The 23,117-nt window shown below is 42.3% G+C and carries 29 protein-coding genes and 1 riboswitch; of the genes, 15 read left to right on the top strand and 14 right to left on the bottom strand.

Annotated elements, in window-relative coordinates:
- The first annotated feature begins 203 nt into the window (after window positions 1-203).
- The 3 genes from ACFQU8_RS13000 to ACFQU8_RS13010 all read left to right on the top strand — a co-directional run bounded on the left by ACFQU8_RS13000 (window position 204) and on the right by ACFQU8_RS13010 (window position 4,349).
- Window positions 204-812, top strand: coding sequence for a superoxide dismutase (locus tag ACFQU8_RS13000; RefSeq protein WP_382360997.1), 609 nt, complete (start codon window positions 204-206; stop codon window positions 810-812).
- Between the two features lie 133 nt (window positions 813-945).
- Window positions 946-2,217, top strand: a complete 1,272-nt coding sequence (locus ACFQU8_RS13005) for an MFS transporter (RefSeq protein ID WP_382361000.1) — start codon at window positions 946-948, stop codon at window positions 2,215-2,217.
- A 74-nt stretch (window positions 2,218-2,291) separates the two neighbouring features.
- Window positions 2,292-4,349 carry a peptidoglycan D,D-transpeptidase FtsI family protein gene (locus ACFQU8_RS13010; protein WP_382361003.1) on the top strand — a complete coding sequence of 686 codons (2,058 nt, stop codon included), beginning with the start codon at window positions 2,292-2,294 and terminating at the stop codon, window positions 4,347-4,349.
- A gap of 118 nt (window positions 4,350-4,467) precedes the next feature.
- Here the strand turns inward: ACFQU8_RS13010 and ACFQU8_RS13015 are convergent, their stop codons facing one another.
- Both ACFQU8_RS13015 and ACFQU8_RS13020 read right to left on the bottom strand, forming a co-directional pair.
- Complete coding sequence (locus ACFQU8_RS13015) at window positions 4,468-4,935, bottom strand: hypothetical protein (protein WP_382361006.1); 468 nt, start codon at window positions 4,933-4,935, stop codon at window positions 4,468-4,470.
- 9 nt (window positions 4,936-4,944) lie between these two features.
- Window positions 4,945-5,178: a hypothetical protein gene (locus ACFQU8_RS13020; protein WP_382361009.1), complete on the bottom strand. Its 234-nt coding sequence runs from the start codon at window positions 5,176-5,178 to the stop codon at window positions 4,945-4,947.
- Between the two features lie 175 nt (window positions 5,179-5,353).
- On the opposite strand from ACFQU8_RS13020, the gene rpmG reads away from it, so the two are divergent.
- The 6 genes from rpmG to ACFQU8_RS13050 all read left to right on the top strand — a co-directional run bounded on the left by rpmG (window position 5,354) and on the right by ACFQU8_RS13050 (window position 9,379).
- Window positions 5,354-5,503, top strand: coding sequence for a 50S ribosomal protein L33 (gene rpmG, locus ACFQU8_RS13025; RefSeq protein ID WP_382361012.1), 150 nt, complete (start codon window positions 5,354-5,356; stop codon window positions 5,501-5,503).
- Between the two features lie 97 nt (window positions 5,504-5,600).
- Entirely contained in the window at window positions 5,601-6,179 is a 579-nt protein-coding gene (locus ACFQU8_RS13030; protein WP_382361015.1) for a 5-formyltetrahydrofolate cyclo-ligase, read from the top strand.
- 111 nt (window positions 6,180-6,290) lie between these two features.
- On the top strand, window positions 6,291-6,479 hold the full coding sequence (locus tag ACFQU8_RS13035) for a hypothetical protein (RefSeq protein ID WP_382361018.1): 189 nt from the start codon (window positions 6,291-6,293) through the stop codon (window positions 6,477-6,479).
- A 92-nt stretch (window positions 6,480-6,571) separates the two neighbouring features.
- Entirely contained in the window at window positions 6,572-8,131 is a 1,560-nt protein-coding gene (locus tag ACFQU8_RS13040; RefSeq protein ID WP_382361021.1) for a rhomboid family intramembrane serine protease, read from the top strand.
- Window positions 8,132-8,220: 89 nt separating this feature from the next.
- Window positions 8,221-8,454, top strand: a complete 234-nt coding sequence (locus ACFQU8_RS13045) for a YqgQ family protein (RefSeq protein ID WP_382361024.1) — start codon at window positions 8,221-8,223, stop codon at window positions 8,452-8,454.
- Window positions 8,432-9,379, top strand: a complete 948-nt coding sequence (locus tag ACFQU8_RS13050) for an ROK family glucokinase (RefSeq protein ID WP_382361026.1) — start codon at window positions 8,432-8,434, stop codon at window positions 9,377-9,379. Before ACFQU8_RS13045 ends, ACFQU8_RS13050 begins: the two co-directional genes overlap by 23 nt.
- 132 nt (window positions 9,380-9,511) lie before the next feature.
- On the opposite strand, the gene ACFQU8_RS13055 is transcribed toward ACFQU8_RS13050, so the two are convergent.
- Entirely contained in the window at window positions 9,512-9,679 is a 168-nt protein-coding gene (locus ACFQU8_RS13055) for a DUF2759 family protein (protein ID WP_382361029.1), read from the bottom strand.
- A 147-nt stretch (window positions 9,680-9,826) separates the two neighbouring features.
- On the opposite strand from ACFQU8_RS13055, the gene ACFQU8_RS13060 reads away from it, so the two are divergent.
- Entirely contained in the window at window positions 9,827-10,450 is a 624-nt protein-coding gene (locus ACFQU8_RS13060) for an MBL fold metallo-hydrolase (RefSeq protein WP_382361032.1), read from the top strand.
- A gap of 104 nt (window positions 10,451-10,554) precedes the next feature.
- On the opposite strand, the gene ACFQU8_RS13065 is transcribed toward ACFQU8_RS13060, so the two are convergent.
- From ACFQU8_RS13065 to comGA, 8 genes are all read right to left on the bottom strand, one after another.
- A complete protein-coding gene (locus ACFQU8_RS13065; protein WP_382361034.1) occupies window positions 10,555-10,797 on the bottom strand; it encodes a DUF2626 domain-containing protein in 243 nt (80 codons plus the stop codon).
- Between the two features lie 187 nt (window positions 10,798-10,984).
- Window positions 10,985-11,359: a competence type IV pilus minor pilin ComGG gene (gene comGG / locus ACFQU8_RS13070; protein WP_382361037.1), complete on the bottom strand. Its 375-nt coding sequence runs from the start codon at window positions 11,357-11,359 to the stop codon at window positions 10,985-10,987.
- Entirely contained in the window at window positions 11,331-11,744 is a 414-nt protein-coding gene (locus ACFQU8_RS13075; protein WP_382361040.1) for a hypothetical protein, read from the bottom strand. Before ACFQU8_RS13075 ends, comGG begins: the two co-directional genes overlap by 29 nt.
- Window positions 11,725-12,066, bottom strand: a complete 342-nt coding sequence (locus ACFQU8_RS13080; protein ID WP_382361043.1) for a hypothetical protein — start codon at window positions 12,064-12,066, stop codon at window positions 11,725-11,727. Before ACFQU8_RS13080 ends, ACFQU8_RS13075 begins: the two co-directional genes overlap by 20 nt.
- A complete protein-coding gene (comGD, locus tag ACFQU8_RS13085; protein WP_382361046.1) occupies window positions 12,053-12,475 on the bottom strand; it encodes a competence type IV pilus minor pilin ComGD in 423 nt (140 codons plus the stop codon). The genes ACFQU8_RS13080 and comGD overlap by 14 nt, the downstream gene beginning before the upstream one ends.
- Window positions 12,462-12,770, bottom strand: a complete 309-nt coding sequence (gene comGC, locus ACFQU8_RS13090) for a competence type IV pilus major pilin ComGC (protein WP_382361049.1) — start codon at window positions 12,768-12,770, stop codon at window positions 12,462-12,464. The genes comGD and comGC overlap by 14 nt, the downstream gene beginning before the upstream one ends.
- Window positions 12,771-12,785: 15 nt before the next feature.
- Window positions 12,786-13,841 (bottom strand): competence type IV pilus assembly protein ComGB, encoded by a 1,056-nt coding sequence (gene comGB / locus ACFQU8_RS13095; protein ID WP_382361052.1) that lies wholly within the window; start codon window positions 13,839-13,841, stop codon window positions 12,786-12,788.
- Window positions 13,798-14,817, bottom strand: coding sequence for a competence type IV pilus ATPase ComGA (gene comGA / locus ACFQU8_RS13100; protein WP_382361055.1), 1,020 nt, complete (start codon window positions 14,815-14,817; stop codon window positions 13,798-13,800). The genes comGB and comGA overlap by 44 nt, the downstream gene beginning before the upstream one ends.
- A 98-nt stretch (window positions 14,818-14,915) precedes the next feature.
- Here comGA and ACFQU8_RS13105 point away from each other — a divergent pair, with 98 nt between their 5' ends.
- Complete coding sequence (locus ACFQU8_RS13105) at window positions 14,916-15,419, top strand: shikimate kinase (RefSeq protein ID WP_382361058.1); 504 nt, start codon at window positions 14,916-14,918, stop codon at window positions 15,417-15,419.
- A 64-nt stretch (window positions 15,420-15,483) separates the two neighbouring features.
- Entirely contained in the window at window positions 15,484-15,663 is a 180-nt protein-coding gene (locus tag ACFQU8_RS13110; protein ID WP_382361061.1) for a YqzE family protein, read from the top strand.
- A 36-nt stretch (window positions 15,664-15,699) separates the two neighbouring features.
- On the opposite strand, the gene ACFQU8_RS13115 is transcribed toward ACFQU8_RS13110, so the two are convergent.
- Together ACFQU8_RS13115 and ACFQU8_RS13120 are read right to left on the bottom strand one after the other, a co-directional pair.
- Entirely contained in the window at window positions 15,700-16,476 is a 777-nt protein-coding gene (locus ACFQU8_RS13115) for a YqhG family protein (RefSeq protein WP_382361064.1), read from the bottom strand.
- A 1-nt stretch (window position 16,477) separates the two neighbouring features.
- Window positions 16,478-18,121 (bottom strand): DEAD/DEAH box helicase, encoded by a 1,644-nt coding sequence (locus ACFQU8_RS13120; RefSeq protein ID WP_382361067.1) that lies wholly within the window; start codon window positions 18,119-18,121, stop codon window positions 16,478-16,480.
- Between the two features lie 138 nt (window positions 18,122-18,259).
- Window positions 18,260-18,361, top strand: a riboswitch (glycine riboswitch).
- 168 nt (window positions 18,362-18,529) lie between these two features.
- Between ACFQU8_RS13120 and gcvT the strand changes: the two genes are divergently transcribed.
- From gcvT to gcvPB, 3 genes are read left to right on the top strand one after another with little or no spacing between them, the layout of a single operon-like run.
- Window positions 18,530-19,633 carry a glycine cleavage system aminomethyltransferase GcvT gene (gene gcvT / locus ACFQU8_RS13125; RefSeq protein WP_382361070.1) on the top strand — a complete coding sequence of 368 codons (1,104 nt, stop codon included), beginning with the start codon at window positions 18,530-18,532 and terminating at the stop codon, window positions 19,631-19,633.
- Window positions 19,634-19,651: 18 nt separating this feature from the next.
- Window positions 19,652-21,001, top strand: a complete 1,350-nt coding sequence (gene gcvPA, locus ACFQU8_RS13130) for an aminomethyl-transferring glycine dehydrogenase subunit GcvPA (RefSeq protein ID WP_382361073.1) — start codon at window positions 19,652-19,654, stop codon at window positions 20,999-21,001.
- Window positions 20,994-22,454 carry an aminomethyl-transferring glycine dehydrogenase subunit GcvPB gene (gene gcvPB / locus ACFQU8_RS13135; RefSeq protein WP_382361076.1) on the top strand — a complete coding sequence of 487 codons (1,461 nt, stop codon included), beginning with the start codon at window positions 20,994-20,996 and terminating at the stop codon, window positions 22,452-22,454. Before gcvPA ends, gcvPB begins: the two co-directional genes overlap by 8 nt.
- A 62-nt stretch (window positions 22,455-22,516) precedes the next feature.
- Here gcvPB and ACFQU8_RS13140 read toward each other — a convergent pair whose 3' ends face one another.
- Window positions 22,517-22,900 carry a rhodanese-like domain-containing protein gene (locus tag ACFQU8_RS13140; RefSeq protein ID WP_382361079.1) on the bottom strand — a complete coding sequence of 128 codons (384 nt, stop codon included), beginning with the start codon at window positions 22,898-22,900 and terminating at the stop codon, window positions 22,517-22,519.
- Between the last annotated feature and the right edge of the window lie 217 nt (window positions 22,901-23,117).

The raw sequence follows: 23,117 nt of genomic DNA on the forward strand, positions 1-23,117 counted from the left end.
TAAACAGGCTTATAAGCTTGTTTTTATTTTATTATCGCAAAAAAGAAATGATATTAGGTAGAAACTGGGTTATTTGATTAGCAGATTGGGGAAGAGCGGGGCAGCACCTTTCATTTGCAATGGTTAAATCGCTTTGATAGGCTGGGAATTAAAGGGTAGCTATCAATCCCTTTAGTCCAAATATTAGAGGAGGCTGTTTAAAAATGGCATTTGAATTACCAGAACTACCGTATGCTTACGATGCTTTAGAACCTACGATTGATAAAGAAACCATGAATATTCATCATACGAAGCATCATAATACTTATGTAACAAAGCTTAATGCTGCGATTGAAGGAAAAGCAGATCTTGAGAGCAAGTCACTTGAGGATCTGATTGGTGATCTGGATGCTGTTCCGGCAGACATCCGTACGGCAGTACGCAACAACGGTGGCGGACATGCCAATCACAGTCTATTCTGGAAGGTTATGTCACCAAATGGCGGCGGCCAGCCATCAGGTGAAGTTGCCGATAAAATTAAGGCAAAATATGGCAGCTTCGATGAATTTAAAGAAGAGTTTGAAACAGCAGCAAAAGGACGTTTCGGCTCCGGCTGGGCTTGGCTTGTACTGAATAATGGTGACGTGGAAATTATGAGCACACCTAATCAGGACTCACCATTAATGGAAGGCAAGACACCTATTTTAGGACTGGATGTCTGGGAGCATGCTTACTATTTGAATTACCAAAACAGACGCCCAGAATACGTCGCTGCATTCTGGAGCGTTGTCAACTGGGATCAAGTTGAGAAAAATTATCAAGAAGCTAAATAAATAACGCAAAGGACACGGGAAATAGCCCGTGTCTTTTTTGCGTTAATTCAGCACCGTACAAAGCCCGGACTATGGTGTGCATATATGATACCGATTTGTTCAAACTACAACTGAACAAAAAGGAGAAATCGTTATGCACAAAAGTCTGGAATATATAGCTGGTAAAATTGATATAAGCCGTGACCTCATTTTATTGCTGATTATCGGCGGTCTTTATTCTTTAAGTATTTTCCTTTCCAATACCTTTGTTAACGTCTATTTATGGAAACAGGCAGGGGACTATGTAACAATTGCCTTTTACAACCTTGGTATTTATGTGTTTCAGCCCCTCACATTTATACTGGCTGGAAAAATTGCTAAAAAGGTTGATCGAATCATTGTTTTGCGTTTAGGGGTTGCGTTTTTATCCTTGTTCTTTTTGAGTGTTTTACTTATTGCGGATAATGCTGCCACTTATAATTTCCTGCTTGGCAGTGTATTAGGTGTAGGTCTCGGATTTTATTGGCTTGCCTTCAATGTTCTTACCTTTGAGATCACTGAACCTGAGTCGCGTGACTTTTTTAATGGTCTGCTTGGCGTCCTTCAGTCGTTTGCGGGAATGATCGGTCCGCTGTTAGCAGGATCCATCATTGCTGCTCTGCAGGATAATATTGGCTATAATACTGTATTTGCCATATCCTTTATTCTATTCATTGGAGCGGTTGTATGCAGCTTTTTTCTGAAACGCAGGCAAGCAGAAGGCCTTTTTCATTTCAGGCGTGTTTTACTTGAACGTCGTCATAACAAGGATTGGAAAAACATTCTTAACGCTCAGGTCTCACAAGGTCTTCGAGAAGGCATTTTTTCGTTTGTTATTTCCATTCTGGTTTTTATTGCAACCCAAAGCGAGTTCGCTTTAGGTCTGTTTAATTTGCTTCTGTCAGGCTCATCATTTATTCTTTACTTCATCGTAACCAGATGGGTGAAACCCTCGATGAGAAAAAGAGCGATCCTGGTGGGGGCGCTTATATTGTATTTCTCTATATACACGATTGTTTTCGATGCCAGTTATGTCCAATTGATGATTTATGCCGCGCTCATTGGTATTGCCTATCCCATTGTCAATGTCCCATATGCTTCTTTAACGTATGATGTTATCGGGAAAGCACGGGAGGCAAAAGATCTGCGAGTGGAATACATTGTTGTCAGTGAATTATTTGTTAACATTGGCAGAGTCACGGCAATCGTCGTATTTTTGGCAGCCATGTTTTTATTTCAGGCTGAGCAGGTTATACCTTATTTGCTTGCGGTATTTGGACTGGGACATCTGTTCATTTACGGCTTTATTAAGAATATTACTCTGGAAAGTACAAGCAAAAAAGAAAGTATAACGAAAGAGCCCATAACAGATGAAAAAAATCGCTGAACACACTTAGAATTCGGTCTAATAAATGATATAATGGGGTGACTAACTGTTAGAGGCTTAGGAAGAGGCGTAATATGTTAAAAAAGAACAAGAAACGAAAAGCACCGCTTCCTTTTCGTTTAAATATCCTTTTTTTTGCGGTGTTTTTATTGTTTTCCGTGTTAGTGCTTCAATTGGGCGTTGTTCAGATTCTCAACGGTGATGCGTATCAGGCAGAGATTGACCGGACGACGAGTGATTATACTAAAGTGCCGGTTCCCCGGGGGAAGATGTATGATCGTAACGGCAACCTGATTGTCGGTAACGATGCCGAGTATTCGATTACATATACACCGGAAAAGGGGACACAGCCAGCAGACAGGCTGGAGACCGCTGAGAAGCTTGTCGATTACATTTCGATGGACGCTGATAACTATCTGGACAGTATTACGACGCGGGACAAAAAGGAATATTGGTACTTAAAAAATACTGAAAAAGCTAAAGATCTGCTGTCTAAGAAAGAAAAAAACGATCTGGATAATGGGGAAACCTATACAGAAATCCTTAAACGAATTGATGAGGATAACCTGGATGATTACTCCGAACGGCAGCTTGAAGTGATGGCTATCAAAAAAGAAATGGATAAGGCGATGGCTTTGACACCACAGGTTATTAAAAATAATAATGTAACGGCTAAGGAATTTGCGCGTGTCTCGGCTCATTTAGATAATCTTGGCGGCGTCAATGCAACGACTGATTGGGACCGGAAGTATCCTTATGATGAAACATTCCGTGACTTCGCAGGATCGATCACATCTCAGTCACAGGGCATACCTAAGGCCAAAGAGGATTATTACTTAACACGGGGATACAGCCGGAATGACCGTGTTGGCAACAGTGGTCTGGAAGAACAGTATGAAAGCGCTCTGCGGGGCCGCAAAGGAAAAATTGAGTACACAACTGACAGCAGCGGTGACATTGTGGACTCGGATACCGTTGTTGAAGGTAAACGCGGAAAAGATCTTGTATTGACGGTTGATATGGAGCTGCAGAAAAAAATTGATAAGCTTATGCGCAGTGAAATGAAAACAGCCGTCAGAAATCAGCCTGGTGTGAATAAGGAATTAAAAAAGGCTATGGCGGTAGTTATGGATCCGAATACCGGTGATATTCTGGCAGCGAGCGGTCAAAGGTATAACCATGAAAAAAATGAATTCTCTGACATTGGAACTGCAACGCTGTATGATGGGAATCCATTTGGCTCTTCTGTTAAAGGGGCTACAGTCCTGGCTGGCTACCAATCCGGAGCTATAGAACCTGGCCAGACATTTTATGACGACGGGATTAAAATCAAGGGTTCACAGGAGAAAAGTTCTTGGAAGGACTTGGGAATGGTTAATGATCTGCAAGCCTTAGAACAGTCGTCGAACGTTTATATGTTTCACATCGCCATGCGCATGGGTGGTGAATATAACTACCAGAGAAACAAAGCAATTGATATTGATTACGATACATTTGATCAATTACGTAATTATTATGCTCAATTTGGTTTAGGCGTTCCAACTGGTGTCGACTTCCCTTATGAGTCAACCGGCTATGAAGGGTCTAATCCGTTAGCTGGTAATCTGCTCGACATGGCAATTGGACAGTATGACAACTATACAACCATGCAAATGGCGCAATACGTTTCAACAATTGCAAATGGCGGCTATCGTGTACGGCCCCATTTCATGAAGAACATTCGTAATCCCCTTCCGCACGATGAAGGTCTTGGTCCGGTTTACAAAAGCAAAAATACGGAGGTCATGAATCGGATTCAAATGAGCGACAGTGAAATCAGCCGGGTGCAAAAAGGATTCCATCGTGTCTTCAATGGATCCGAGGGAACAGCCGCAAGACAGTTTGCTGATCAGCCCTATGATGCGGCTGGAAAGACGGGAACAGCTGAGTATGATATTTATTACCCAAATGGTGATCGAAAGAAAACGGATAATACCGCTCTTGTCGGCTATGCGCCATATGATGACCCGGAAGTCGCTTTTGCCCTTATCGTGCCACATGTTGGAAAAAATGATGATTCCGATATCAACTTAAAAATCGGCGATGGCATTTTAGATGCTTATTTTGAGGAAGACCATGAGGATAACGATTAATAACTGTCGCCAAAAGACCTAAACGCCTATTAAAGGGTTTAGGTCTTTTTTAAATAGAAGCATTTTGGCTGCGTGAAATTGAGTCCATAAAAAACTGCATTGCCTGTGGCAATACAGCTTAATCTGTAAGCGTCTCGGCTATTTTCTTACGATCCATGTCCCCGGATAAATTGGATTTGCCCAGCTGTATCTGTTCACTGTAACCTTCATCTTCCAAATAGTCACTGAACTTCTGAGCGTTCTCAATAATACCATGTTCCTCGAGTTCTTCACTGATTTCCGAGGTAGCGGTACCCGATGTAACTTTTAGCGTATATGTTTTTGCATCATCCTTTGATTTGTCCTTGGCGTCTCCATCTTGATCCTGCTTATCAGCGTTACTGTCATTATCTGATTTAACTGAAGCATCGATATACTCGGACTCTGTCAGCACGTGATAACCTTCCTGCTTGATATGCTTAATCATATCATCTGTCGCAATATCATCGGCATCAGCTTGTGAACCACCAGCAAAATAGAACGTGCCCAGCATAATGATGCCAGCGGTGAGCAGACCCAAGGCAAACGAGCGTATAATTTGCTTCATTAAGGTCACCTAGCTTTCTGAGCCATTGTCTGTATTATGTAGCGTTTTATCGGACAAATCGTCCGTAAGCAATTCCTCTTCCAAGACACTGACTTTTTTCTTTAACTGGTAATTTTCCTGCATCATGGAAATTGAAAGCTGCTCCAGCTCACTTTCCAGATCAGCCATTTTATCGTTCATAAAAAACGACAAAATTAACAGGACAACTGCCATAACTGTGATGGCAATAATAGCATACAGCATATTTTTACCTCCATTCTACCATCACTGTTATAACATACATGATTGAAAAGCAAAATGGTCAAAATTTAACAATACCTGGTTCTTGAATATATAGCAAACATCTGCTATTATAGTAAAGGTCTGAAATGTGATGAATGGCTTTTTAAAATAGCTATTATAGTTTGGAGGGAAAAACATGCGTGTAAATATTACAATGGCTTGCACAGAAACAGGCGACCGTAATTATATTACAACTAAAAATAAACGAACCAATCCGGAACGTTTAGAACTTATGAAATACAGCCCAAGATTAAACAAACAGACACTGCATCGTGAGACAAAATAATGCATACGTGAAGGGTTCCTGCCAGACTGCAAGGCAGGAACCTTTTTAGTTTAAGGGCTTAAATCAGTCAGGGTGAGGTGATAAGGTGGGCAAAAGCATGTTGCGGAAACAGATCATTCAGCAGTTGGAAGCGATGCCGTCTGCTGAACGTGCTGCAATTGAAAACGCACTGACAGATCATCTTGTGTCTTCCGACCTCTGGCAGCAATCCAATGTTATAGGTGTCACGATGTCACGTGGCATTGAATGGTGTACAGAGCCTATTATTCGAACGGCCTGGAAAGAGGGGAAAACGGTAGCCGTGCCTAAGAGCTATCCCTCAGACCGAAGCCTGGCTTTTTTTATCATGCACCATTATAATCAATTGGAAACGGCGCATTATCGCTTGCTTGAACCAATACCAGAGCAAACCGAAAAATTAACGAAACAGGCAATAGATTTACTGATAGTGCCTGGAATGGTATTTGACCGGAAAGGTTATCGAATTGGCTTCGGCGGTGGCTATTACGATCGGTTTTTGTCGGACTTTCCCAATTACAAGCTGGCTTTGGCGGCAAATATGCAGCTTATTGATGAATTGCCGGCTGAATCATTTGACAGACCAGTAGACGCGATTATCACAGAGACCGGTTTTCTGTCACAGGGAAGCGGTTTGAACAGTCAGGACTTAAGCTAACCGGCGAGGTTCTCAATTTGCAGTATATCTTTTCAAGCCACTCCTGATGTATAATCTCTCTTGTTTGGAGAAGGACTATATATACAATATGAGAGAAAAGGGTGTCAGGAAATGCGCATTTTCACAGTATTAACCGTAATCGCAAGCATCATGTTTTTCGTTTACAGGTGGCGCTATCGTATCATCAATACGCTTTTGGCCATTAGCTTTTTACGCAAAGCAGTCGTAACGCTTTCTATGAATATGCCGATGATCCGCGACAAATTTTTACCGGCCTTATTTCAGCGCCGGTCCAGTTAATAATTATCCATCAAGAAGCTGTCGAGAAACAGCTTCTTTTACATATATAGAAACCAAAGCTTTTGTTATGATGGATTAAGGGGGAGAGGGGAATGGACCTGGACGACAGCTACATAATGTACACACTGGCCTGTCATCTGACAGATCAGGAAGGTTTTGAACCATTGCATTTGAATCAGCAAACGGAAGAATTATGGCTTGAACGTCACAAAGGGAAGACGTCGCAGGTTATCCGTCTGTTTCATGGCGGCTATGACTGGAAAAATCATTTAAAACAGGATATAGGTCAGGTTTTTCAGAAAGTGAAAACAATGAAGCAGTATCTCAAAGGCAAGCATATTGAAATACATAATATTTATATTACAGCGCATTCGCCCGTAGATGACTGGAATGTTTTAAAAAAACCTATGCAATTAAATGAAAAAAACCCGATCAGGATGCGCGTCTATTATTTATCTGATGATGCACAGGCTGAGGAATTGGCAAAACTGCAGACGATCTTGGGAACAGCTTATGACGATTCATCAGCCAGCCTTTCAGAAACGGAAAAAGAGACTGAGATTCGTAACGCCCGGCAAAAATTAACTGACCGCATGAAGCAACCAAAGAAGGATGATCAAGCGCTATTTTCCGATGGCAGGCCTTTTGTGATTTATTTTCTGCTTGCTATAAATATTCTGATTTTTTTACTGCTTGAGTTAAAAGGCGATAGCACATCGACGGCGACGTTAATTGATTTTGGCGCTAAATATAATCCGGCGATTATTGAAAATGGTGAATGGTGGCGGATAGTGACTGCCATGTTCCTCCATATTGGATTTGTTCATCTATTAATGAACATGCTGGCTGTTTATTATTTGGGCTCGATTGTGGAGCGGATATATGGATCACTCAGATTTCTGGTCATTTATTTCCTCGCAGGAATCGGCGGGGGACTGGCAAGTTTTGCCTTTACAACTACTGTTTCGGCGGGCGCATCCGGTGCGTTGTTTGGGTTGTTCGGGGCTCTTTTGTTTTTTGCCTGCATACATGGAAAACGCTTTTTCCGGACGATAGGCACGAATGTATTGATCCTGATTGTGATTAATATCGTGTTTGGATTAAGTATGGCGCATGTTGATAATGGTGCCCATATTGGCGGGCTGATTGCTGGCTTTATTGCCTCAGCCATTATGCATTTGCCAGGCAGACGAAACTGGATTGTCCAAATCTCATTCCTGCTTATATATGTCTTGATTATAGGTGGTCTGGTGAATTATGGCATTGATCATAACAAGAATGATCCGTCATATCAGCTGATGCAATCCCAACAGCTGGTATCAGACGGACAGTATGAGAAAGCGGCTGATTTGGCAACAAGCGGACTGGAGAAGTCGGATAATCTGGATACAGAATTGGAGAGTCATTTACTATTTCAACGATCTTTCGCTTATATCCAGCTGAACCAGATTAATCAGGCAAAAACAGACTTAGAAAAATCAGTTAAACTCAATGATTCATTTGCACAGGCGCATTATAATTTAGCCATTCTGTATAATGAACAAAATGCGACAACTAAAGCCAAACAGTCTATTGAACAAGCACATGAACTGGCTCCTGATAATGAAGATATTCAACGTTTATTTGAACAGCTCCATAACCGTCAGTCTTAGAGATAGGTCAGACTCATGCAAGATGCGTGCTGGTTATGCAGTGCAGTCTTGTATCCGGATATGATTACAATAAGAGTTGGTGAATTGATGTGAAGACGATTTATGATGTGCAGCAGTTATTAAAGAAATTCGGTACAATTATCTATATTGGAGACCGATTAGCTGATCTTGAATTGATGGAAGATGAAATAAAAGAATTATACCGGCTTCAGTGTATCGGAACCAAAGAGTATCAGGAGGCATTGCTGCTTTTAAGAGGTGAAATTTCCCGGCTTGGTCGTGCCAAAGGAGAAGAAACGAATGACATCAATAATCGGAATTGATATTGGCGGAACAAGCATTAAAATAGGGAATGTTGATACAGATGGCCGTATCTTAAATAAATGGGAAATAGCTACCAGCCATATGAATGATGGTGCATCTATTATTTCAGATATCTGGCAGTCGTTAAGTCAAAATATATCTGATATAACAGCTGTTAAGGGAATTGGAATAGGAGCTCCCGGATTTATTGACAGTACGACCGGTTACGTGTATGAAGCTGTTAATATTGGCTGGAAGGATTTGGCGCTTGCTGAGGAGCTGCGTGCTCTTTCGGGTTTGCCAGTATTTGTCGCTAATGATGCGAATGTTGCTGCTTTGGGAGAAAATTGGAAGGGTGCCGGTGACAACGCACAAAATCTTATAGCCTTAACAATTGGGACAGGTGTTGGCGGTGGCTTGATTGTCGATGGTGATATTGTTGACGGTGCAAATGGCATGGCCGGTGAAATCGGGCATGCCACCATTGAACCTGGTGGCTATTTATGTAACTGCGGGCGAAGAGGGTGTCTGGAAACGGTTGCTTCAGCTACTGGTATAGTTCGCCAGGCTATGGAGACAATCAAGACAGGTGCAAATAACCAGCTTATTCGCCACTATCAGGCAAAAGGTGCCATCACAGCAAAAGATATTTTTGATTTGGCTGATCAGGGTGATGCCGCTTCAAGGGAAATTATTATGCATACCGCTGATACCTTAGGGATGGCAATTGCCAACGCCGCGGCGTTTATGAATCCCGAAAAGGTTTTGATCGGCGGTGGTGTTTCAAAAGCGGGAAATCATTTCATTGATCTGATTGATGCAGCCTTTCGGAATTATGCTTTGCAGCGTGTCAGTGTCATATGTGATCTAAAAGCAGCTCAGCTGGAGAATGATGCCGGTATGATCGGAGCTGCTGGTTTGGTTAAGCAAAAGCTGGATTTATAAGTTCTGGCGGGTTGGTGACAGGATAAATCAAGAGAGCTGACCCAGATAATTGGCGCTGGAATCAGCTCTCTTAATAATCGACAAGGCTATCAGTCTTTGGATGTCGCTGGATTGAAGAAACGAGAACCGTTGTTAGATGATACCGATTTCGGAAATGATAGTAGAAATCGAAAAGAAACCAAAAACCAACACAGAAATACCTGAGAAGGCAAGTGCGAATAAATTTTTAATCTTGAGCTGACGGATGACAGATATAACTGCCAGAATTGTAACAAGTAAAAAAAGAATTCCCAAAACCATTTGTAAAACCAACCTCCTTACAAATCGATAAGAACTATCTGTATTATTATGTACTCAATCGTTTTCTATACTTATTCTATATTATAAAATGGGATTTGTCGAGTTAATCACTATGAATTTAAGAATGTTTTGAATGGAGGCACCGCAATGAACGTAGAAACAATACCAGCTGGTCCAGCAGGTACGAATTGTTACATGGTCCATAATGGTACAGACGCATTAATTGTGGACCCCGGTGGCGAGCCCGAGAAACTAAAAACTTACTTGGCTGAGGAAGGTGTTGAACCACAGGCCATTTTGCTGACGCATGCCCATTTTGACCATATTGGAGCGGTTGAACAATTACGAATGGATTTTCAGATCGATGTTTATCTCCATGCAGACGAGAACTCCTGGCTTGAGGACCCGCAGCTTAACGGATCCGCGTTGCTTTTAGGGCGTGAAATTGTGGCAAGCCCAGCTGAACAAAATTTGGTTCCAGGGCATATGCGAATTGGGAGCATCCCATTTGAGGTGGTTCATACGCCAGGGCATTCGCCGGGAAGTGTTAGTTTTATTTTTTCTGATGACAAGCTTGTGCTTGGCGGCGATGTGTTATTTAATCAGGGTATTGGGCGAACGGACTTGACTGGTGGCGATCTGGAACAGCTGGAGCAGACGATTCGTCATTCACTTTATCAATTGCCGGATGATTATACCGTCTGTCCGGGACATGGACCGAAAACTGCAATAGGGGAGGAAAAGCAGCATAACCCTTTCTTTCCCGTTTAGCCGGGCAGCATGTTTCACTTAAGACCTGACATGATAAGAAAAACCCTGCATTGCTTCTGTGAGCAGGGTTTTCTTATCTTTTACGGTTGGGTTGTCAGGAGTTGTTAACTTCCTATGCCCGGCACTAAAATGAATTCTGAATACCAAGTGAAGCCGACGAAAAATATGGTACAATAAGCTGCGAATAAATACATATACATACGTTCGGATAATTTCAAATAGCCTACTGTCAGGAAAAATGCTGTTTGGATAAGAAACAGCAATGCGACGTTGATCATGTCGCCAATGTAAAACATGACAGTAAAGATACCTGTCCAAAAGGCCAGGACGCGAAACATACGATCCATATTTTTCCCCTCCTTTTAAATTCAACTTTATAAATGTATTATAAACGACCTTTTGCATAATGTAAACGAATCATACAGTATACACGACCTTTTTCATGGTGTTAGCGCCATTTTAGCGCTGTTGTTATTCTTTCTAATATCGTTACAAAACAGAATGTAAATGATAGTATCCCATTTTAAGGCCATTTTATTCAGACGTGACAGTCAATTGGTTGCGCAAACTATGTTTGGCGCCATTGTCTGTTTTTATCTGGAAGTACAGCCAGTATGTCTGGTCGTTTAGTTTGGTATATTTGACTGTAACATCGCCATATGGCCAGTTATAGGATTTTTCCCCGTTAGATTCAGGCTGATTGCTTAGATCATTAGCAAGTTGTGTCCTGGACATTTGAATCAGTGTTTCGATTTTTAATTGCTCTGACTGATTATAGGCAATACTGATTTCACTCTGATATGACTGAATACTTGCGGTTAGAATAATCAAGGCCAATGATACAACAAACAAGACGTAAGGAAAAATAAAACCTTGTCCGTCAGTTGTAATAAATAATTGTTTTTTCAAATTGATCACCATTTAACATTGTTATAAAAACGTTAACACCATATTCCACAGCGGCGAATCGGATATCCTGAACCTGACGGAGAAATACTTCAAAGCCATTGTCAGCTTTTCTGACAACCATATCATCATGTTGCTCAATTATAGACGCTGATTCGCCCCGCAGTTCAAACGTTAGACTGAGTGACTCGACCGACACACCAACAGATTCAACAGCTTCATCGCGTAGAAATAAGAAAAACTGATTGACGGATAATTGATCATAGGAAGACCTATAATCAATTGTTTGAATAAGATAGGCAGCAAAAGGAATGGTCATAAACACAATGCTCACCATGGCAAAAACGGAAATAAAAGAAAACCCATTTTTATTTTTCCGGGTATCCATATAAACAAAATTGGTCTGTTCGTTTGCTGGCATTTTCCCAGGTTACACATCCTTTCACTAAATCATTTTCAGTTGTGAATTGAAAAAAGGCTTCAGTCTCTTTTATTGTTTTTGAAAGGGTGTGTGGGAGACTCGGGTCTTCCTCCCACACAAAAGGCTGCAGCTCATGATGTAATTCGTTGTGTATCGTCTGTTTCTGCTGCATGCTGATCCTTTCACTAAACAGCAGGCTTGAGAGCGGGACCAGTGTTGTGATGACCATCAAGAGAATACTTGCTGCTGCAAGGGATTCAACGAATGAAAAACCTTTATTGTTTCGCAACATAACACCGTCCTTTTCCAAGCGGGCAGGTAAGCTTATATGAATTGGATAACGTTTTAATGGTAAGATTCCCCGGCTGACGTATCGTTCCGGTGTGTTTGAATGCAATATTTTTAAGTTTCCGGGTTTTAATTTGCCATCCTTCAGGTAATTCCCGCTCAAGAATAGTGGCGCTGTTTTTATCAATAAAATAACGATTTTCTTCAAAGGTCAGCCTGTAATAGTCTCTAGTGTTATAAGCCAAACTTTGTAAATGTAAGATATCCATATCCAGCGTTTCCAGAAAACGCTGTTCAGTTTGCTTGTCCAACACCGATATGTGAAGCGGTGCACTTATGACAACCAATACTGATAAAATGGACAGAACAAACAGTACCTCAATCAAAGTGAAACCGTTATTGCGTGCCATTAGACGAGACGGTTCCATTTTCAATTGCCAAATTTGCCCCATTAGAACATGTTTTTTGGTCTTTGGTTATATAATTACCATCTAATAAATCCTGCATAGAGGGATCACGGTTTTCATCAATATGGAAAGCATCGGCTTGTGCCTGAACAAGACTGACCAGTGCTTCGCAGCCTTTATCATGAACATCGTCACTTTTCTCCCCCAGATTCGGAATGATTAAGATAATCAGCACAGAAATGATCATCAGAACGACTAGCATCTCAATTAATGTGAAACCTCGTTGGTTCTTAAACATTACTTACATCTCCTTTTAGATAGTATTGATTAATTGGAACATAGGCCATAGAAGCGCTATGTAGATAAAAACGATAAAACCGGCTAATAAAGAAAAGAAAATCGGTTGAATATAAGTGATGATTTTCATAATTTTACGGTGCAGTTCCTCCATCTGAAATTCCGCATAAATGGCCAAATCTTTTTCCAGAGCGTCCTTGTCCGCATTTCTTTGGAAAATGGCGGCCATCTGCTTATCAATCAAAGGTAAACTGGACAGCAGGCTGGTAATATAAATACCTTTGGATAGCTCTTCTGTCAGCAGTGAAGCGTAGTAAGCAAGTATGGGCTGCTTTTTCTGCTGGGACATCGTCATTAAAATTTCCTTAATTGAGAGACCTGTTGTCAGTAAAGAGCTGAGGTGGGCGGCAAATAAAAAAGATATTTCCACTTTTTTATATTGCCGGTACACAGGAAGCTTGTTATAAAATTTGATGCGTTTTTCAATGGCGACTTTTTTCTGACTGAAGCGCCAGATCAAAAGCCCAGCAGCAACGATAAGGACGAGGATTGTAACTATATGCCCGGCGACATCGATGATAGTCATGGTCAGCATAACGGTTGAAGCATTTTCCTGGCTGTTTTGGAATAAGCTGATAAACGAAGGAAGAACCGATTGTTTGACAAAGTATAACAGCACCGCAAATATAATAAGCAGTATAGCTGGGTAGCGGGTGGTTTCCTGCAATTTCTTCATATAAAGCAGGCGCTGTTCAAACATCTCTATACCCTTTTCGATATTGGCTGACAGATCACCGTTTCGGCGGACTAAATACAGATAATCGGTTATGATGCGGTTGAAGCGGACATGTTCCAATGCTTCATCAAATTGACTGCCGGATTTAAGGGATTGAATGACAGATGAGGAAATGAACTGCAGCTGCTGATCCCATTCAAGCATTTCAAGTGCTTCAATAATGGGATAGCCATTATCGAACAGCCGCAGCAGGCGACGTAAAAAGCGCAGCTGAACATCTTTTTTCGGAGGCCTACTGCCCGGCTTCCAAAAAGGTTTCGTTTGTGATAAATCCATAGGCCAACGCCTTCTTTCGTAAATGTTGAAAAGTATGAAATTGGTTATTCGATAGTGGTTCCCCTCCATTGATCGTATTTTCCAGTGCTGGGCCCTCCAAAAGTTCCATAATGGCAGCCCGTCTGGTTGTTTGCTGATTTCTGTCAACTGGTAGTAATTCCAGTGCTGCAACAGCTATCAATGATTGCCTCAGATCATTTTTCTTCATACCCATGTCAAGTAAACGTGAGATTGTGCCACGTGCATTTTTTGCATGCAGTGTACTTAAAACCAGGTGGCCGGTGAGGGATGCCTCAAATGCAAATTCTGCTGTAAACCTGTCCCTGATTTCACCGATCATCAGGATATCCGGATCGTGACGCAGGGCGGCTTTGAGCCCTGTCTGGTAAGTCATACCTGCTTTTTCATTGACCTGTACCTGTAAAATGTTATCGATATCCTTTTCAATCGGATCTTCTAATGTAATTGTCTGAAGTGATGCTTCAGTGAGGATTTTTTGCAATAGGGCATATAAGGTGGTGGTCTTGCCACTGCCGGTCGGACCGGTCAGCAGTATGATGCCGCTTTTGTTTGTAATCCATTTTTTCAGCTGCGTTAACTGATCGGGAAATAGAAAAAGATTATCAAGCGTCAGATTGTTTTCCTGCGGCAAAATCCGGATAGCGAGACTCTCAGTGTGCTTAATCGGAAGCGTGGAGAGGCGCAGTGCGTAATGGCAGCTGATTTGTTCGTAAGTGGTCGTGCCATTTTGTGGTTTACGGACTTCACCTATATCCATCCCTGATGTAAACTTATAGTATGTGAGCAGCAATTGGTATTGACTTGCAGAAATGGTTTTGTGAAGGTTACGTTTTCCATGCACGCGAAAGAAAATGCTGACGTGATTGGTTAAAGGGTAGAAGTGAATATCCGAGGCATTAGCATTAACAGCTGACTGCAGCAAGTTTTTCGACAACTTTGCGGCAGCTATATCCAATCATTCTCACCTCCTTCAAGTGACTATATTCGACAGGCGTCTGCAATATCCTTTTTTTCGCGAAGATTATTTTTAATTTTTTCAGGGAGGCTGAAAATGTGAAGACACTTTATTTAATTGGGTTTATGGGCAGCGGGAAGAGTACGGTAGGTGATTGGCTGAAGCAAAAGTCAGCCAGGTTTCATTTGGATACAGATCAAATGATTGTGGATCAATATGGGGAGATAGCTTCGATTTTTAAGGCGGAAGGTGAAAGCGTGTTTCGCAGCTATGAGACAGAAATGCTGGCCCGGGTTCCGGAGAGAAATTATGTGATTTCGACCGGCGGCGGCATTGTCGAACGGAAGGAAAATCATATGCTTATGAAAAACAACGGTCTGATTATCTTTCTGGATACGTCTTTTGCCGAAGTTTTAACGCGACTGGGTGAGGATGTATCAAGACCTTTGTGGGGACAGGCTGATCATGCCAGATATAACCTGTATAAACGCAGATACCCGGTATATCGTTCATTGGCTGATATGACTGTTCATACCGACCAGAAAACACCAGATATAATTGCAGCAGACATTATGGAACGTTTACCGCAAAGTTATGTATAATGCTTAAAGCACTCTGGCAAGCTAATTGTATAGAAACACATTCTAAATTTGTTAGGTGATAACGATGTCTATCAATGATTATGTGAAATATTTGACACAGCAAATGACAGCTTATCTGGACACGCCGGCAGAGGAGAAAGAAAAGAAGCGTTCAAGGCATACAACAGAGGCATCTGCCTACAGCAGCAGATGGTTCGGCGTGGTTCCTTTTGTTTTTAAAATGGCAAGAAAGAAGACGAATTGACATGCTTCTAAAAGGGGAAGCGTGTCAATTCGTTTTTTATTGGTTATCGGTTAAGTAAAAGATGCCGCCATTCACAACATCAAAGGAAATACGGGGCGAGTAGCGCTTTTTAATATCACCGATTTCCTTATTCATCTCCTGCTGTTGTTCCTCTTCCTGATAAAAATGACGAAGCAGATTCATTTCTTCATCCATTCTTTGCCGTGAAGCCTCAGCCCAATCATGGTCCTGATCTTGTATATAACTTATCAGCACATTTTCGATACGCCTAAAGCCACTCTGCAGTTTTATCATCGGTGAAATGGTGTAACAGTAGTCGGAAATGGCATTTTGCATTGATCTTTCCTGCAGCATTTCCATCATTTCCAGTCTCATGGCACCGTTGATCAGGTGCAGACCGATGGATATGATCTCATCTTTCTTTTGTTTTCCCTGATAGCTGATTTTGATATTGGTAATAAGCCATGGATATAATGCCGTTTTCTGGTTTGCATTGACGCGCTCGTACAATTTCGTGAATTTTTCATGTTCCAGCAAATGATTGGTGATTTGCTGGAGACGCGGACTGCCGTAATGGATCCATTCATGTTTTCCGTCACGTTTGTCAGGGTTTGTGATAACCGTCAGCTGTTTGGGTTCTCCTGCAAAACCCATTTGTTTCACATAATGCCAATAAAATGGGCGATTTATTAACGCACGATCCATTTTTTCCGTTAATTGAACGGTCAGCATATTCGCGTCATCATACAACAGAGAACAATGGTGAGCAGAAAAGTACGATGTCAAAAAATGGTGCAAATCGTTAATAGCCATGCTATTGTTCACCTCCAGCAGCCTGATCCTCGGTCGATTGGATAACAGAAGACAAATTTTCAAGTTTGATCTTAGCTTCTCCAGTCGATGCAGACTCTGAGAAAATTGTTTGAAGTTCCGATTCCAGATTCCCAATATCCAGCTCAGCCAATATGCTGTCCAAATGACCGATCAGGTGTTCAAATAAGTCAATTTTTTGATATAAAAGAGTCATAATATGTTCCTCCAATGTGTCCCGGATGGCCAAATTATAAATATGCACGTCTTTATCCTGACCGTAGCGATGAATTCTGCCTATTCGCTGTTCCAGCCGCATGGGATTCCATGGGAGATCATAGTTGATCATATAATTGCAGAATTGCAGGTTAATCCCTTCTCCTCCAGCTTCCGTGGCAATCAATACTTGGGCATGATTCTCAAACAGCTGCTTCATCCAGTCTTTTTTGCCTCGTTTAAAGCCGCCGCGATATGGAACGGAGGTAATGCCATTTTCATTCAGGTACCATTGCAGGTAAAATTGCGTTGCTCGGTATTCTGTGAAGATAATGATTTTTTCATCACCGATTTGCCTGATTAATTCAACCGTTTTGGCAGCTTTGACATGCTGGGGAAGTTGTTCAATTTCCTCTGAGACAGGTTGCAGTAACGATTCCTGGTTTTCGTCTGTCATCATCTTTTTAAGCGATAAATAACAGGCTTCACGGGATGAACAGATTTCTCGCAGCAAGGTCATTCTCGCAAAAGCTGGCAGCGTTTCAGTTGCATTTTCGACTTGCGTATAAACGTCCCGTTCGGCATCGGTGAAATCAGCCCAGACCGTTTCAATATGGCGTTTAACGTTATTCAATTCTGCATTCTTCCGTGTGTTTCGCACCATTACTTTTTGAATCAGTGTCTTTAAATAACCATCCTGGCTAAGGTTTTGACGGTCTTGTCCGTATTGTTCCAAAAAGCTCTCATAGTTCCCCAGATGGCCTGGTTTCAAAATAGATACCAGATTAAAAATCTCCACCAGTTTGTTTTGTACCGGGGTGGCTGTCAGCAGCAGGCAATATTTTTTCTTGAGAGCTTTTATAAATGCAAAGTTTTTGGTTTTATGGTTTTTTAATTTGTGAGCTTCATCGACCAGGAGAAAATCATAATCCTGCTCGAGAATTTGTTCGCGATGAGGTGAACGTTTAGCTGTGTCGATTGACGTAATAATGACATCATGCGTGTCCCATGGATGACTTTTTTGGAACGTGACTGCAGGAATATAGAATTTTTCATTCAGTTCCCTGGACCATTGATTGACTAATGAAGCTGGAACGATGATCAGTGCCTTTTTGACAAGGCCGCGGAGCATATATTCTTTCAATATCAGACCAGCCTCTATGGTTTTACCCAAACCTACTTCATCAGCTAAAATAGCCCGGCCGTTCATTTCTTCGATGACATCTCTGGCACATGATACCTGGTGATCCAGAAATGTTACTTGTGGTAAATAATCCAACGCTTTTAGGCCTTTAAATGAGGGGATCATAGCCGTCTGGGCTGCATGGTAATTCATCTGGAAAAGTTCCCATGAGGAAAAAGGCCCTTCTGATTCCAGACGGTTTATAAGTTCACCCATAAATGACGAATCATATTGAATATCAGTCTGCATTATTTTTCAGCCCCCTAGTTGCATTTAAGTTATGATTAGCCCTACTGTTGAGAAGATACATGTGCTATAATGCAAGTAAATAGAGATTTGCGACATTGTGCACTTAGTATAACCAAAACAATCTATATCATAATGCGAATGAATACAAGGGGAGAGCTTACGGGGTTCTTGCCGTAACGCCGAAGGAGCAAGCACGCACACAGTGTGAATCTCTCAGGCAAAAAAGACTCTTGTAGGACGCAGCTCTGGAGAGCGTTTACATAAGTAAACCACCCACGAAGCAAGCATGGTTTGAATTCGTTTACAGCCATGTGCAACTTTCTGGTTGAAGAACAGAGATTTTCCAGTCAGGAAAATCTCTATTTTTACGCCCTAATTGAGCGAATTTTCAAAAATGAGGTGAGAAGCATGACTGAGTTGAAACGCACACCGCTGCATCCTGAATATGAGAAGTGGGGAGCGAAAACCATCGATTTTGGCGGGTGGGACTTGCCTGTACAATTTGCAGGCATCAAACATGAACATGAAACAACACGGACAAAAGCAGGATTGTTTGATGTGTCCCATATGGGCGAAATCATGGTTAAGGGTATGGGCAGCGAAGATTTTTTGCAAAGAATGGTGACGAATGACGTTTCCAGGTTAACGCCAAAACGCTGTCAATATACGTTTATGTGTAACACAAACGGTGGCACGATTGATGACTTTATCGTGTATAAGCTGCAAGAAGATCTCTATATGCTCGTGGTTAATGCAGCCAACAGGGAGAAGGATTTTAATTGGCTAACATCCCATAACGACTCGGGTGTCACGATTGAAGATTCTTCCGATAACTATGTACAGCTGGCATTGCAGGGACCGGAGGCCGAGCGTATTTTACAACGGCTGACTGATACAGATTTAAGCGCCATAAAGTCTTTTCGGTTTGAAGATACTGTTCACTTTACAGCAGTTGGAGCAAGTGCAATCGTGTCGCGGACAGGCTATACAGGCGAAGATGGGTTTGAAATATATCTGGATGCTGCTGAAGGAAGAGATTTATGGAACCGGATTCTTGAAGAAGGCAGGGAAGATGGGCTCGAACCGATTGGTCTCGGTGCAAGAGATACATTAAGATTTGAAGCCAAATTGCCTTTATACGGTCAGGAGCTATCTGAAGACATAACACCTGTTGAAGCCGGCATGCCATTTGCGGTTAAAGTTAAAAAAGAAGCGGCGTTCATTGGAAAAGACGTATTAAAACGTCAGAAGGATAACGGTCCGGACCGGAAACTTGTCGGTCTTGAAATGATTGATAAAGGTATACCGCGTACTGGTTACCGCGTTTTCGATAGTGATAAAGCGATCGGGTTTGTAACAACCGGAACCCAGTCACCCACTCTTCATAAACGAATCGGACTTGCACTGGTGAATCATGCCTATACGGACCTGGGAACCGTGGTGTCTATAGAAGTGAGAAAAAAACAATTAGAAGCAGTCGTTGTGGAAACACCGTTTTATAAACGGGATTAATAAGGGGGACAATTTGTCATGGAATTTCGTTATTTGCCAATGACCGAAGCGGATAAACAGGAAATGCTGGCTGCGATAGGTGTGTCATCTGCTGAAGAGCTTTTTTCTGATATCCCGAAAAATGTCCGGTTTACTGGCGAGCTGAATTTAAAAAAGCCAGCTGATGAAACAGCTTTAATGAAAGATCTTACACGAATGGCGGAGCGCAATGTTAATTTAAATGATTACAGTTCATTTCTCGGTGCCGGTGTTTATGATCATTTTATTCCATCCGTTGTTGATCATGTCATAAGCCGTTCGGAGTTTTATACAGCATATACACCCTATCAGCCGGAAATTTCTCAAGGTGAATTACAGGCGATTTTTGAATACCAATCTATGATATGTGAACTGACCGGAATGGAAGTCGCAAACTCGTCTATGTATGACGGCGGCACAGCGCTGGCCGAAGCTGTAACATTATCTGCAGGGCAGACAAAACGCCAGAAAATCATTCTTTCTAAAACAGTCCACCCCGAGTACCGGGAAGTGATTCAAACGTATGCAAAAGGACAGAACCTTGATATTGTTGAAATTGATCACAGGAATGGCATGACCGATCTGGAGCAGTTAAAGAACGCGATTGATGACCAAACGGCAGCGGTCGCTTTTCAGTATCCTAACTTTTTCGGACAAATTGAACCGCTTGAAGAAATTAATCACATGATTCGTCAAGTGAACAAGGCAATGTTTATCGTATCCAGCAATCCGCTGTCATTGGGCTACTTAACGCCGCCTGGCGATTTCGGCGCCGATATTGTTGTCGGCGATACCCAAGTATTTGGCATTCAGCCGCAATTTGGCGGACCGCATTGTGGCTATTTCGCGACAACGGATAAACTAAAACGAAAAGTGCCCGGCCGCTTGGTCGGTCAGACAACTGATGAAGACGGTGAACGCGGTTTTGTCCTGACATTGCAGGCAAGAGAACAGCATATAAGAAGAGATAAGGCCACCTCCAACATTTGTTCCAATCAGGCACTGAACGCCCTGGCCAGTTCTGTGGCGCTAAGTGCTATTGGTAAACAGGGGCTCAGGAAAATGGCCGTCCTGAATATGCAAAAAGCCCGCTATGCTAAACAACAGTTAAATGCTGCTGGTTTGACGGTTGCTTTCTCCGGACCATTTTTCAATGAATTGGTGATCCGAGTGCCAGGTGACGTATCAGCTATTAATAATCAGCTGCTGCAGCATGGTATTATTGGCGGCTACGACTTAGGCAAGGATTATCCAGAATTAAACCAGCATATGCTGGTGGCTGTGACTGAGAACCGGACAAAAGAAGAGATCGATACATTTGTGAACGAAGTGGGGGATATTCATGGCTAAAACAGATTTTCCATTAATCTTTGAACGGAGTAAAGAAGGCCGAACAGGGTATAGTCTGCCGGAAATGGACGTACCGGAAGTGGATTTGGACAGTGAATTCCCGGATGCTTATATCCGCCAGGAAGCACCTGACCTGCCCGAAGTAAGTGAACTGGATATTATGCGGCATTATACGGCGCTTTCTAAACGCAACTATGGAATCGATTCCGGTTTTTACCCGCTTGGTTCCTGCACGATGAAATATAATCCGAAAATTAATGAGGATGCAGCGAGACTGCCGGGCTTCAGCAGCATTCATCCGCAGCAGGATCCGTCCACAGTCCAGGGAGCTCTGGAGGTGATGCATGATCTCCAGATGTCGCTGGCCGAGATTACAGGAATGCATGCTTTTTCACTGCAGTCAGCTGCTGGTGCCCAAGGTGAATTCACCGGACTGATGATGATCCGGGCATTCCACGAAGCTAATGGTGATTATAAGCGTACGAAAGTGATCGTTCCGGACTCCGCACATGGTACGAATCCTGCATCAGTGTCAGTGGCTGGATTTGATGCTGTTACGGTTAAAACCAATGAACAGGGTCTGGTAGATATTGAGGATTTAAAACGAGTGGTTAACGACGAAACAGCAGCATTTATGCTGACCAATCCCAATACGCTCGGCTTATTTGAAACAGACATTATGGAAATGGCAGATATTATCCATAAGGCTGGCGGTAAACTTTATTATGACGGAGCAAACCTAAATGCCATTATGGGCTATGCGAGACCCGCGGATATGGGTTTTGATGTGGTTCATCTGAATCTGCACAAAACATTCACAGGACCGCATGGCGGCGGCGGCCCCGGTTCAGGACCTGTGGGCGTAACCAGTGAGTTCGAACCTTATTTACCAAAACCGGTTCTTATTAAAACGGATGATTATTATACGTTTGACCACGACCGTCCGAAGTCAATCGGCCGGATAAAACCTTATTATGGCAATTTCGGCATTAATTTGCGTGCTTATACCTACATTCGTACAATGGGCGCTGAAGGCTTGAAAAAGGTCAGTGAGTATGCTGTCCTGAATGCAAACTACTTGATGCGCCGGCTGGAAACGGAATATGCACTGCCTTATGCGCAGCACTGCAAACACGAATTTGTGCTATCGGGCAAAAAACAGAAACAGCTTGGTGTCCGGACACTGGATATTGCCAAACGGCTGCTGGATTACGGCCATCATCCGCCAACCATCTATTTCCCGCTTAACGTCGAAGAAGCGATGATGACAGAGCCAACAGAAACGGAATCAAAAGAAACATTGGATGATTTTGTTGAAGCGATGTTACAAATTTCGCAGGAAGTCAAAGACGATCCGGAATTAGTTCAGGAAGCACCGCACGAGATGGCCGTTAAGCGAATGGATGAAACAACCGCTGCCCGGAAACCGATTTTGCGTTATCAGAAAACTTAATAGGACCAGTGCTGCATGAAAAAACGTGACGGGGAACTCGGAACCTCGTCACGTTTTATGAATTAGTCATATTTGGTTTTCGTTTTCACTTTCCCTGTCCATTTCTTAAAGCCGCCTTTTAGCTGGCTGATATCTTCATACCCTTTTTTGTGAAGCAGCTGAGCAGCCCTTGCTGATCGCGAACTTCCCTGGCAGTATACATAGACTGGTTTATCTTTTCGAACTTCGATAAGCCGTTGTTTCATTTGTGTCAGTGGTATATTTCTGGCGCCAAGAATGTGGCCTTTGTCAAATTCGTTTGGTTCACGAACGTCAATCAGCTGTGCTACTCGATACCCTTCTTTGAATTGTTGTTCGGATAATACTTTCAGAAACGTTTTCCGTCTGAAAAATTGGAACAAGCCAAAGGCAAAAATGGCTACAAGGAGTATGATTAAAAACACCATTCCAAGAATCCCCCTGTTACATAAAGTCTCTCCTGGCTATTATATGGCGGATGCTTATTTTTTTCAAAGTATTGTTATTGTAAAAGGCTGTCCAGGTTCGATTAACAGAATTTTTGAGCTCAGACTTTCTTTTTTAAAACGTCTGTTTATTTCCTCCATGATTGACAAATAACCTTATTTTTGCTTTTAGAAACCATATATCGTAGCATTCAAACAT

This window comes from Lentibacillus kimchii, assembly GCF_042666895.1.
GTDB lineage: Bacteria > Bacillota > Bacilli > Bacillales > Amphibacillaceae > Lentibacillus > Lentibacillus kimchii.